The sequence below is a fragment of the Stenotrophomonas sp. GD03777 genome (genome assembly GCF_029842485.1).
In the GTDB taxonomy this organism is placed as follows: Bacteria; Pseudomonadota; Gammaproteobacteria; order Xanthomonadales; family Xanthomonadaceae; genus Stenotrophomonas; species Stenotrophomonas sepilia.
The window spans coordinates 1-12,327 of record NZ_JAOCGL010000107.1; the positions used below are offsets into that span (position 1 = coordinate 1).

General features: G+C 68.7%; 8 protein-coding genes and 1 pseudogene. 4 read left to right on the forward strand and 5 right to left on the reverse strand.

Going from position 1 to position 12,327, the window contains the following annotated elements:
• A pseudogene (locus N5E02_RS17515) lies at positions 1-1,011 on the reverse strand (gluconolaconase); the annotation flags it as partial.
• A 167-nt stretch (positions 1,012-1,178) separates the two neighbouring features.
• Here N5E02_RS17515 and N5E02_RS17520 point away from each other — a divergent pair.
• Positions 1,179-2,699 (forward strand): hypothetical protein, encoded by a 1,521-nt coding sequence (locus N5E02_RS17520; RefSeq protein WP_139726666.1) that lies wholly within the window; start codon positions 1,179-1,181, stop codon positions 2,697-2,699.
• Between the two features lie 7 nt (positions 2,700-2,706).
• On the opposite strand, the gene N5E02_RS17525 is transcribed toward N5E02_RS17520, so the two are convergent.
• Both N5E02_RS17525 and cycA read right to left on the reverse strand, forming a co-directional pair.
• Complete coding sequence (locus N5E02_RS17525; RefSeq protein ID WP_005415084.1) at positions 2,707-3,483, reverse strand: lytic transglycosylase domain-containing protein; 777 nt, start codon at positions 3,481-3,483, stop codon at positions 2,707-2,709.
• Between the two features lie 203 nt (positions 3,484-3,686).
• Positions 3,687-5,060 (reverse strand): D-serine/D-alanine/glycine transporter, encoded by a 1,374-nt coding sequence (gene cycA, locus N5E02_RS17530; RefSeq protein ID WP_065186865.1) that lies wholly within the window; start codon positions 5,058-5,060, stop codon positions 3,687-3,689.
• Between the two features lie 228 nt (positions 5,061-5,288).
• Here cycA and N5E02_RS17535 point away from each other — a divergent pair, with 228 nt between their 5' ends.
• Entirely contained in the window at positions 5,289-6,905 is a 1,617-nt protein-coding gene (locus tag N5E02_RS17535; RefSeq protein ID WP_188239201.1) for an EAL domain-containing protein, read from the forward strand.
• A 54-nt stretch (positions 6,906-6,959) separates the two neighbouring features.
• Here the strand turns inward: N5E02_RS17535 and N5E02_RS17540 are convergent, their stop codons facing one another.
• Together N5E02_RS17540 and N5E02_RS17545 are read right to left on the reverse strand one after the other, a co-directional pair.
• Positions 6,960-8,144, reverse strand: coding sequence for an MFS transporter (locus tag N5E02_RS17540; protein ID WP_139726662.1), 1,185 nt, complete (start codon positions 8,142-8,144; stop codon positions 6,960-6,962).
• Positions 8,141-9,319: a serine hydrolase domain-containing protein gene (locus N5E02_RS17545; RefSeq protein WP_139726661.1), complete on the reverse strand. Its 1,179-nt coding sequence runs from the start codon at positions 9,317-9,319 to the stop codon at positions 8,141-8,143. Before N5E02_RS17545 ends, N5E02_RS17540 begins: the two co-directional genes overlap by 4 nt.
• A 227-nt stretch (positions 9,320-9,546) precedes the next feature.
• On the opposite strand from N5E02_RS17545, the gene N5E02_RS17550 reads away from it, so the two are divergent.
• Both N5E02_RS17550 and N5E02_RS17555 read left to right on the forward strand, forming a co-directional pair.
• Positions 9,547-10,446: a LysR family transcriptional regulator gene (locus N5E02_RS17550; protein ID WP_188239200.1), complete on the forward strand. Its 900-nt coding sequence runs from the start codon at positions 9,547-9,549 to the stop codon at positions 10,444-10,446.
• 225 nt (positions 10,447-10,671) lie between these two features.
• Complete coding sequence (locus N5E02_RS17555; protein WP_188239199.1) at positions 10,672-12,279, forward strand: ATP-binding cassette domain-containing protein; 1,608 nt, start codon at positions 10,672-10,674, stop codon at positions 12,277-12,279.
• Positions 12,280-12,327 lie beyond the last annotated feature (48 nt).

The window sequence follows — 12,327 nt, forward strand, 5'->3', positions numbered from 1 at the left end:
TGCGGCGTCGGCCACCAGCACGCTGCCATCGGCCTCCATCGCCAATCCGCTGGGGCGGGCCAGGCGCGGCAGGCGACCGTTGCCGACCAGTGCGATCTGATGGCCCTGCGGCGTCACCTGCACGATGCGGCCATCCATATCCCCCACGTACAGCACGCCATCGTGGGTGGTGGTCAGCGACAGTGGCCCATTGATCACGCCGCCGCCGGCAACCACGGTGCTGACCGTGCCATCGGTCCCCACCCGGCGCACGGCGTTGTTGAACAGATCGGCCACCAGCAATGCACCCTGCGCGTCGAAGGCCAGCGCCACCGGCGTATCGAAACGCGCAGCAGCGCCCACGCCATCGGCAAAGCCTGGCCGATCACCACCGGCCAGGGTGCGCACACTGCCATCGGTACCGATCACCCGGATGCGGTCATTGAATGTGTCCGCCACGTAGACCTGGCCCTGCGCGTCCACCGCAACGCCCATCGGTGCATCGAAGCGGGCCTGCATGGCAGGGCCATCGGCGAAGCCCTGTTCACCACCGGCCAGCGTGGTCACCTGGCCATCGGTGCCGATGCGGCGGATCGCATGGTTGCCCGTGTCGGCCACGTACAGGTTGCCCTGCGCATCGCCGGCAATGCCCGAAGGCGTATGGAAGCTGGCCTGCAGCGCAGGGCCATCGACACGGCCCTCGCCCTGCCCGGCCACGGTTTCAACGCGGCCATCGGGCAGGCGGCGGCGGATCCGGTTGTTGTCACCGGCATCGGTGAAATAGATACTGCCATCGGTGCCGCGCAGCAGTGCATACGGGTCGGCGAAGCGCGCCTGCGCGGACGCACCGTCGCGGTCGCCGGGGTGACCATCGCCGGCCAGCGGCTCGATCTGCGCGGTCCAGGCCAGCGGCGTGGGCACCGGGCCGGCAGGGCCGGCCAGCGTTTTCAGCGGGGTATCCCACCAGGTTGCAGCCAAGCCCACCGCCGTTGCCAACGCCACCCCTGCCGCCATCCATTGCCACCGTGCCATCGTGTTGCGCTGCCTCTGCCTGCTGCTTGAAGAGGCACCGACAATAGACGCTGCGCGTGCGATCCGCCACGGCCGATCATGCGGCTGAACACCAGGATTCGCTTCGTCGTGCTTGTCCTCGCTGGCCGTAGCAGGTTCAATGCGGTTCCCACGGATGGAGATTCTCCATGCCCCGCGTTCTCCCCCTCACCGCCCTGCTGCTGGCCGCATTGGCCAGCGCGCCCGCCTTCGCTTCGATCACGGTGGCCCCGCAGAAGCCTTCGGCCACCGCCGATGCAGTACACGCGGCGTACGCCACGCGTTGGGATGAGGCCATCCAGCAGGCACGCGACGGCAACACGCTGGGTGCGCTGATCAGCATGGAGCGGCTGATGGAAGATCCGTTGCTGGACGACTTCGATGCCGAGCATCGCGGCCGCGCCTCGCAGGTCGCCGGCTGGACCGCGCTGATGCAGAAGAAGCCGGACCAGGCCCGCCGCTACCTGCAGCGGGCGCAGGAGGCCCTGCCGGAGGATGCACAGATCCTGCTCACCCAGGTGTCGGTGGAACTGTCGGACAACCAGCCGGCCGCAGCCACCACTTTCCTGGTGAAGGCACTGCAGCACGCCGACGCACCGCTGTCGATCGATCACCACGCCATCAACTACCTGCAGTACCGCCTGCGTGAGCAGCCGCAGAAGCGCATGGACCTGCTGCAGGCGCTGTTTGACAACGGCTGGAAGAGTGGCGGCCTGGAACCCACCGGGCTGTGGCTGGCGCTGGCCACGCTGCAGGCCGACAACGGCCGTGGCGACAGCATTCCGGCCACGCTGGCGCGGATCGACAGCCCGGCCGAGATCATCCGCCTGCGCAGCGACAAGCGCTTTGATCGCTATGTCGATCGCGGTGACGCGCGTTTCGATCCGGTGCAGGCGGCACAGCGCCACCTCGATGAACTGCGTGTTTCCGGCCTGCTCGACCGCGCACTGGACGCGCGCATGGCCGAGTTCAGCACCACCTTGCTGATGCTGGACCGCAACGAGGAAGTGCTGTCGTTGACCGAGGGCATGGCCGGTGCCGCCAGCAACGGCGAATCGCCTGCCGCTGCGGAGGCGGAATGGGTGGCCTGGCTGCTCAACAGCCGGCTCACCGCACTGCGCCGGCTGGGCCGCACCGATGAGGCACTGGCCACGGCGAAACAGGCCGCCCGCATCGGCGCGCTCGGCCCGGATGGTGTCGAGCACCAGATGAATGTCGGCTTCGTGTTCAGTTCGCTGGGGCGCATGCAGGACGCTGCGCAGGCAGTGAATGACATGCCGGGCCTCGCCGGTTACGGCAAGGCCGCACAGGCGCTGCTGCAGTTCGCCGCCGCCCGCGAGCGCGGCGATGCCAAGGCGCGCGATGCAGCACGCGCGGTGATCCTGGCCCAGCGCGACGATGCCCGCCTGTTCCATCGCGAAATGCTGCTGGAGGAAGGCGACCTGGACGGTGCCGCCGCCGTGCTGATCGAACAGCTGCGCTCGCCGGTTGAACGCGGTGAAACCCTGGCCAGCCTGCAGGACATGCGCACCTATCCGTCATTGCCGGGCGATGTGCGCATCGATGCCGCGTGGCGTGCACTCAAGCAGCGTGCCGACGTGCAGGCGGAGGTGGCACGCGTCGGCCGCATCGAGCGCTACGACTTGGTCAGCACTTCCACCTCGCGCTGAGTCCCTGCTAGCGGGCTGGTACTTCGGTGCGGATGCCCATCGCTTCGCGGTAGCGCGCGTACAGCGCCATCACCTTGTCCACATAGGCCAGGGTTTCGGCGTAGGGCGGCACGCCCTTGTAGCGGGTGACCGCACCGATGCCCGCGTTGTAGGCAGCCGCCGCCAACGGGCGATCGCCGTTGTAACGGCGCAGCAGCGCGCGCATGTAGCGTGCGCCGCCCTCGATCGACTGCTGTGGCGAGAACGGATCGCGCACGCCATATTCCTGTGCGGTCTCCGGCATCAACTGCATCACGCCCTGTGCGCCCTTGGTCGAGACCGCCAGCGGATCGAAATTGCTTTCGGCATGGGCGATCGCGCGCAGCCAGGCATCATCGACGCCGGTGGCTTTGGCCGCGGCCTTGAACTGCCTGGCGTGCTGCGCGAGCTGCGGCTTGCCGACCTTGCCCAGGCCCTCGTGCGCCGGCTCGCCCGGCGGCGTGGCCACGGTGAACTTCAGGAATACCCGCGAGCCGGGCAGGTTGCGGGTGGAATAGACCAGCACGCCGTCCTGCTCGCGCTCGTACAGCACACCACTGAACACGCCCATGTTGCCCCACAGGTTCGGGGCCTGGATGGCGTTGTCGTCGATCTCCTTCGGCGTGCACCGCGATCCCGGCTCCGGTGCGGTAGCCAGGCTGACGGTGTTGCCCTGCACGCAGCGATAGACCGTGCGCGCGGCAGCCATCCCGGGCCACAGGATGGGCAGCAGCACCAGTGCAAGCAGGAGAGGTCGATGGGACATGGCGGCCGGATGATCCGGCGGCGCCCGCGAATGTTGGGTGAATGGGGGCCGGCAGGGCTACGCCCTGCACCCGCGGTAGTGCCGGCCGCTGGCCGGCAACCTCAACAGCAACAGCCGTTTTCCCGCGAGGAGGCGGGGTGGGTCCCGCGACCTGCCGGGGTCAGATCCCGTTGCTGACCAACGGGATCTGACCCCACTTCGGATCACTTCGCGGCCCTCCGGCGCACCCAATACCCCGCGCCCAGCAGCACGAACCACACCGGGCTGGCGATCAGCGCCTGGCGGGTGTCGCCCTGCAGGCTCAGCAGCACCAGCACGGCGGCGAAGAACACCAGGCAGGCCCAGCACATGGCAACGCCGCCGGGCATCTTGAAGATCGAGGCAGCGTGGCGCTCCGGGTAGCGGCGGCGATAGGCCATGTAGGCCACCAGGATCAGCGACCAGACGAAGATGAACAGCACCGTGGCCAGCGTCGTCACCAGGGTGAAGGCGGTCACCAGGTTCGGAATCAGGTAGATCAGCAGCGTGCCGCCCAGCAGGCACAGGCACGAGAACAGCAGGCCTCGGGCGGGCACGGCAGCGCGTGACAACTTCGACAGCCCGCGCGGGGCGTGCCCCTCTTCGGCCAGGCCGTACAGCATGCGGCTGGTGGAGAAGATGCCACTGTTGGCCGAGGACGTGGCCGAGGTCAGCACCACGAAATTGATCAGGCTGGCGGCGGCGGGAATGCCGGCCAGCACGAACAGCTGCACGAACGGGCTCTTGTCCGGCACCACCTGGCGCCACGGGGTGACCGCCATGATCGCGATCAGCGCCAGCACATAGAAGATGATGATGCGCACCGGGATCGAGTTGATTGCCTTGGGCAGGTTGCGCTCGGGATCGGCGGTTTCGGCGGCGGTGGTGCCGACCAGCTCGATGCCGACGAAGGCGAACACCGCAATCTGGAACCCGGCGAAGAAGCCGACCAGGCCCATCGGGAACATGCCGCCGTCATTCCACAGGTTCGACAGCGACGCGGTGTGGCCGCTGGGTGAAGTGAAGCCCCACACCACCAGCCCGGCGCCGGTGATGATCAGCGCACAGATCGCCACGATCTTGATCAGCGCGAACCAGAATTCCATTTCACCGAACAGCTTCACCGTCACCAGGTTCAACGCCAGCAGCAGCATCACGCAGGCCAGCGCCGGTTTCCAGGCCTCAAGCCCGGGGAACCAGAACTGTGCGTAGGCGGCAATCGCGATCACGTCGGCAATCGCGGTGACGATCCAGCAGAACCAGTAGGTCCATCCACAGAAGAACCCGGCCCAGGGGCCGAGCAGGTCGGTGGAGAAGTCGATGAAGGATTTGTACTGCAGGTTGGACAGCAGCAGCTCGCCCATCGCACGCATCACGAAGAACAGCATCGCGCCGATGATCAGGTAGACGAAGACGATGGACGGGCCGGCCAGGCTGATGGTCTTGCCCGAGCCCATGAACAGGCCGGTGCCGATGGCACCGCCGATGGCGATCAGTTGCAGGTGGCGGTTGGACAGGCTGCGGCGCAGGTGCTCGGGGGGCGTGGCGGGCTCGGTCATGGGCGCGGGAAGGGGCGGGCGAAGCGTTCGACGGTAGTCCTCCGCGGCGCCGAGCGCCAGCGCCAGACGGCCCCATTGCGTCAAAGCAGGCCGCTTTCACCACAATGTGACCGAATACCGTATTGATCCCATTCCGCCCGGCCCGGTGCCATGCTCAGATAGCCGCACCTGCCCAAGGACCGGCCCGACCATGCGCCCTGCCCCGCCCGCCCTGCTGGAGCCCCGGCCATGAGCCGCCTGCGCGTCATCATCGGCGGTACCGCACTGGCCCTGCTGGCCGCTGCGGTGCCGATCGCGGTCATGGCCTACGCCACCTGGGACCGCGCGGTCAGCGTCGAACAGCAGCGCCTGCGCGACATCGCCGATCGCACCCTGCGCCGCTCCGACCTGTCCTACCAGGAGGCGCTGGCGGCGCTGAAATCCGCCGAAGCCGGTACCTACGTGTCCTGCAGCCCCGAGCACATCCGGCGCATGCAGACCCTGGTAATGACCACCCCATCGATTGACCAGATGGGCTACTTCGAAGGAGGCAAGCTGCGCTGCACCTCCTGGGGGCCGTTCCTGTCGGATGTGGATCAGCCCAGGCCGGACCACGTCACCAGCGACGGCGCCGGCATCGCAGTGGACGTGCGCCCGGAAATCAGCGGGCGACGCCAGGTGCTGGCGATCCTGTATGGGTCCTACGACGCTCTGGTGGACCCACGCCGCTTCGTCGATGTCATCGCCGACCCGAATGTGCGGCTGGCACTGGCCAGCCCCGATGGACGCCTGCTGGCCAAACAGCCTGGCCTGGATCCGGACCTGCTGCAGGCACTGCTGCGCGACCCGGGCGAAGGCCTGGACCACACCACGCTGTTCGCTACCGCGCGCAACGAGGAATGGCTGGCCGTCGCCACTACACCGCGCACCGCGCTTGCCGCGGCCTTCCGCCAACAGGCCTGGCTGTACGTGCCGGTGGGCCTGCTGCTGGCCGCCGCCGGGGCCGGGCTGGTGATCTGGCTGTCGCGGCGCCGCCTTTCCCTGCGCGGCGAACTGGCCACCGCCATCCGCCGCCGCGAGCTGTACCTGCATTACCAGCCGATCATCGAACTGGACACCGGCATCTGCGTCGGCGCCGAGGCGCTGGTGCGCTGGCAACGCCCGGATGGCACCCAGGTGCGCCCTGACCTGTTCATTCCACTGGCCGAAGAGGCCGGCATGATCGCCGACGTCACCGACCTGGTGATCGAGAACGTGGTGCGCGACATGCGCGAGCTGCTGGTCGCCGACCGCAGCGCGCACATCGCGATCAACCTCGCCGCCGAAGACATCAGCAGCGGTCGCGCCCTGAAGATGATCTCCCGGCACATGGCCGGCAGCGGCATCCTGCCGCAGCAGATCTGGATGGAGGCCACCGAACGTGGCTTCCTCGATCTGGACCGCGCGCGCACCATGCTCGCCGCCGCCCGCCGCGCCGGCCACAGCGTGGCCATCGATGATTTCGGGGTCGGCTTCTCCAGCCTGCAATACCTGCAGCAGCTGCCACTGGATGCGCTGAAGATCGACAAATCATTCATCGATGCGATCGGTACCGAAAGCGCCACCAGCCCGGTCACGCCGCACATCATCGACATGGCCAAGGAGCTGGGCCTGTGGGTGGTGGCCGAGGGCGTGGAAACCGAAGCGCAGCTGGCCTACCTGCACAGCCGGCATGTGGAATTCGGACAGGGCTGGCTGTTCTCGCGGCCGCTGCCGCGCGATGAGTTCGTCGCCTTCCATCAGAAGCGGCAGCAGCAGTACGGCGCTGCACGCGAACACATGCAGAACCCGCGCAGCGTGCCGATCGAGCAGGTGCCTCTGGAGTGAGGCAACCCGGCAGTGCCGGCCGCTGGCCGGCACCACCTGACCCGTGATTGGCGGCTACGCCCACGCCTTCGGCCGTGCCAGCAACCACGCGGCGGTCACCGCCAGCAACAGCAACGGCAGCCATCCCAGCTGGCGTGGGCCGCTGGCCTGCAGCAGCACCCCGCCTGCCACGCCGCCGGCCGCAATGGCCAGGTTCCAGCCGGTCACCAGCATCGATTGCGCCAGGTCCGCAGCGGCCCCGGCGCGCCGTGCCAAGGCGGTCTGGAACAGGGTCGGCACGGCGCCGAACGCCACGCCCCACAGGATCGTCGCCAGCAGCAGCGCGCTCGCCACGCCTGGCCACACCAGCAGGGCCAGCACCGGAACGATGAAACCGATCACCGCCGCCCACACCAGCGCATGCAGGTAGCGATCCACGCCCCAGCCGGCCATCGCGATGCCAGCAATCGCCGCCATGCCGAAAGCAAGCAGCAGCCGGTCCAGCCACGCACCGGCACCCGCGTCGACGGCCAGCGGCTCGATGTAGGTGTACAGCACGTTGTGCGCCAGCACGTACAGCGCCATCACCAGCAGCGCACTGCGTACACCGGGCAGGCGCCACACGGTCGCCAGCGAAGTGCGTTGCCCGGCCCCAGCGGCCGGCAGCGCAGGCAACGCCCAGCGCGCGTAGGCCAGCAGCAGCAGACCCAGCACGCTCATCGACGCGAACGCCCAGCGCCAGCCGATCTGCTGGCCAAGCAGCGTTCCGGCCGGCACCCCCAACGACAGCGCCAGCGGCGAACCGACCATCGCCACTGCGATGGCCCGTCCCTGCAGCGACGGCACCACCATGCGTGCGGCGTAGCCAGCCACCAGCGACCACAGCAATCCACCGCTCACACCGGCCAGGAAGCGCGCAGCCAGGATCAGCGCGTAACTGCTGCTCAACGCGGTCAGCGTATTGACCACCACGAAGCCGGCGATGGCCGCCAGCAGCAGCGGACGCCGTGGCAGGCGCTGGGTCAGCGCGGTCATCGGCAGTGCGGCCATCACCGAACCCAGCGCATACACGCTCACCAGCTGGCCGACCGCCGCATCACTCACGCCCAGGCTTTCGCCCATCGGCCGCAGCACACCCGCCGGCAGGTTCTCGGTCAACAGGGTGATGAAGCCGCCACCGGCCAAGGCAAGCAGGCCCGCCCACGGCAGGCGCGTGGCCTCGCCGGCCGGACTGGCGGCATCGATGGCATGGCCGCTCATCGCGTTGCCCCCAGGTCGGCATAAATCGCATCGCGCAGGTCATCGACGAAAACGCCATCCATCCCTTCGTACAGGGTGTTGGTCAGCGCCACCACGCTCAGCCCACGCGACGGGTCGACGAACCAGCTGTGCCCGTAGGCACCGCCCCAGCGCCAGCTGCCTTCGCGCTGTGGTGTGCCGCTGGCGGCGGCATCGCGCAGTACCGCAAAGCCCAGCCCGAAGCCCCAGCCGGCCGGTTCCGGCGGCCCCTGCTCGCCCACCTGCGGGCTGGCCATCTGCGCCGCCAGCGCGGGCGGCAGCAGGCCGGAGCGTTGCACGTCGCGCAAAGCCTCCAGCACCGCCATCACCTCATCGGCGGTACCGACCAGGCCGGCGCCGGCCGAAGCGAACCGGCTGGCGTCGGTGGCACGTGCGGGACTGAACTCGATGCCCAGCGTTCCCTCGAAAGGTGCGACCACCTCGCCTTCCTGCAGGCGATGCGGTTGCGGCCTGTCGCTCACATACGGCGTGGCCAGCCGCTCTGCATCGCGCGTAACGAACGCGGTATCGCGCAGGCCCAACGGGGCAGCCAGCAGACGCTGGAACAGCGCCTGCAGCGTTTCACCGGTCGCGGCTTCGGCCACCGCACCGGCCACGTCCACGCCCAACGAGTAAAGCCACTGGCTGCCCGGTGCGAACAGCAGTGGCACCTGCGCGATGCGGCGCACGTTCTCGGCCAGGGACACCGGGTTGGCATCCATGCCATCGCTGACGCCAGCGCGCGCGTAGGGTCCCTCCGCATCCGCCTCCAGGAAGCGATAGCCCAGTCCGCTGCTGTGGCTGAGTAGCTGGCGCAGGCTGATCGGCGGCGTGCTGCCATCGGCCAGCGCCGGGCGGAAGTCCGGCAGCCAGCGCTGCACCGGCGCGTCGAGGTCGAGCACGCCTTCAGCCACCAGGCGCAGGATCACCGTGGCCAGCAACGGCTTGCTGACCGATGCCAGCCGGAACAGCTGATCGCGCAGCATCGGCCTGGCCGACTCGCGGTCGGCCAGCCCGCTCGCGCTGGCATGGCGCAGCACGCCGTGCTCGCGCACCAGCACCACCGCACCAACCAGGCGCAACGGATGGACCTGCTGCAGCAGCCGCTGCACCGAAGGCAGCGTCGGTGCAGGTTCAAGGGAAAGAGCGGCATTCATCATGGTGATCCGTGGGGAGAGGCCCGCCACGTTAGGCAGCGCGCGGCGCTGCAAAAAGCCGGTTGCCGCTCCGGGCATCATGGACCATGCAGTCCGCAATCGGCATCATGCCCGGAACTGCAACGCCGCAAGGGCTGCCCGAGGCCCCGCACCACAGTGTTGCGATGGCCGCGCCGCGTGCCGCGATCACCCGCCCCTACCCTGCCGTTTTCATTGCCGGTACGCCCATGTCAGTCCTGGACAACCTCGCCAACCTGCAGACCTTCGTCCACGCCGCCGACACCCGCAGCTTCGTCGAGACCGGGCGCCTGCAGGGCATCTCCGCATCGGCCGCCGGCAAGTGCGTTGCGCGGCTGGAACACGCACTGGGCGTGCGCCTGTTCCACCGCAGCACGCGCAGCATCACCCTCACCGCCGAGGGCCAGCTGTTCCTGGCGCGCTGCCGGCGCATCCTCGACGAACGCGATGCCGCGCGCACCGAACTGGCGCAACCGCACGCTGCACCGAGCGGCACGCTGCGGATCAGCCTGCCATTGGTAGGCGACCTCACCCTGCCGTTGATGGCCGAATTCATGGCCGCGTATCCGGACATCCGCCTCGACCTGGATTTCAGCGACCGGCTGGTCGATGTCATCGAGGAAGGTTTCGATGCGGTGCTGCGCGTTGGCGAACCCAGCGACTCGCGGATGAACGCACGCCGGCTGGGGGTATTCCCGCGGCGTGTCGTCGCCTCGCCGGACTACCTGCAGCGTCGCGGCGTTCCACGCACGCCGGCCGACCTGCTGCAGCACACGTTGCTGCACTACCGCTTCCCCAGCACCGGCAAGCTGGAGCCGTGGCCGATCCACTGGCCCGACCACGAAACACCGCAGGAGCTGCCGGTGCACATGGTGGCCAACACCATCGAGGCGCGGGTGGCGCTGGCGCTGCGCGATACCGGCCTGGCCTTCGTGCCGGTGCACTCGGTACGCGATGCGCTGGCCGACGGCCGCCTGGTCACCGTGCTGGAGGATCATGTGCACTCCTGCGGCACCTTCCACCTGCTGTGGCCGTCGGGCCGACACGTACTGCCGAAGCTGCGGGTGTTCATCGACTTCGTCGGCGCCCGCCTGGACACCGTGCCGTAGCCGCGAGAAATCCACCCATGCCCGGCCCACAGTAGATCCACGCCATGCGTGGATGCTCTTGTAGTGCAGAGCCATCAAACCATTCAGCCAACCCCGCTATACTGGCCGCTCATTCCTCCCAGAGGCTCGCGACCAATGCGCCATTGATGCCGCCGTCTTCCCAACAGACGGCCTGACTCTTCCCGCCCCTGCGCGCAGGGGAGAACCGGCATCCATGGAGGTCGCATGACCACACATTCCCTCACGCTCGATCGCGTGTCGTATCGGCTGGCCGACGGCCGCCCGCTGTTTTCCGATCTGTCGTTTTCCTTCGATCCGGTCGCCACCGGTCTGGTCGGTGCCAATGGCACCGGCAAGAGCGTGCTCGCACGCCTGCTGGCCGGTCGGGTGCGGCCAGAGAACGGGCAGGTGCGCAGCAGCAGCCGCGTGTTCCTGTTGCCGACGCCCGGCTATCCCCCCGCCGGCACGGTCGGTGAACTGGCCGGCGTCGGCGCGGAACTGGCCGCGCTGCAACGCATCGAAGCCGGCAGCGTGGATGAGGCCGACTTCGCCTGCGTCGGCGACCATTGGGATCTGCGCGAGCGCCTGCAGCAGCAATGGCAGGCGCTCCGCCTGCCCGACGATCTCGATCCCGCCCAACCCGCCGCGCGTCTCAGTGGCGGCCAGGCCATGCAGGTGGCGCTGTCCGGCGCCTGGGCCAGCGGCGCCGATTGGCTGATCCTGGACGAACCCAGCAACCACCTCGATGGCCGCCATCGCCAACAGTTGTACGAACGGTTGCAGCAGTGGCGCGGCGGCCTGCTGGTGATCAGCCATGATCGCGAGCTGCTGGCGCAGATGCAGCAGATCGTCGAGCTCGACGCGCGCGGGCTGCATCGCTATGGCGGGCCGTGGCAGCACTACGCCGACGCGCGGGCCGCCGAACGCGAAGCGGCCGCCGCACAGCTCGACCACGCCCGCGCCCAGCACCGGCAGCAACAGCGCAGCGCGCGCGAGCAGCACGAACGCCAGCAGCAGCGCCAGGCACGTGGCAATCGCGATGCGAAGCAGGCCAACCAGGCACCGATCCTGCTTGGCCGGCAGAAACAGCGTGCAGAGGCCAGCCACGGGCGCGCGCAACAGGTACAGGCCGATCGTCTTCAGGCCAGCGCCGACCAGCTGCGCGCAGCGGCTTCGGCAGTTCACGCCGCGCCGGAGCTGGCGCTGTTCGCCGGTGACGGTGAACGCGGCAACGCACGTCTGCTGCAGGCGGAGTCGCTGGTGCTGCCGCAGGGTTGCAGTGCACCGTTGCAATTGGAGATCCGCCGCGGCCAGCGCATCGCCGTGGTCGGTGACAATGGCAGTGGCAAGTCCACGCTCCTGCGCGTGCTGGCCGGCCAGCTGCCTGCACGCAGCGGCATCGTGCAGCGCCATGCACCACTGGCGCTGCTCGACCAGCAGCTGCTGGGACTGTCCGGCGAACGCAGCATTCTCGACACCGTGCAGGCCGCCAACCCGGTGGCGGATGCGGGTGAGCTGCGCACACGGCTGGCCCTGCTCGGGCTGGACGCACAGCGCATCCAGCGTGCAGCCCACAGCCTCAGTGATGGTGAACGGGTGAAAGGCGCGCTGGCCAGCGTGCTGTATGCAGATCCCGCACCGCAGCTGTTGCTGCTGGACGAGCCGGGCAACGCGCTGGATCTGAGCGCGTTGCAGGCACTGGAAGAACTGCTGGCGGCGTGGCCGGGCGCGCTGCTGATGGTCAGCCACGACCGGCACCTGCTGCAGGCGTTGCGGCCGACCCACGTGCTGCGGGTGGGCACCGGGGGTTGGCAGTGGCGTGACGGCTTGTAGATCCACGCCATGCGTGGACCTGCTGCAGCAGCCGAGCGTCGGCTCGGC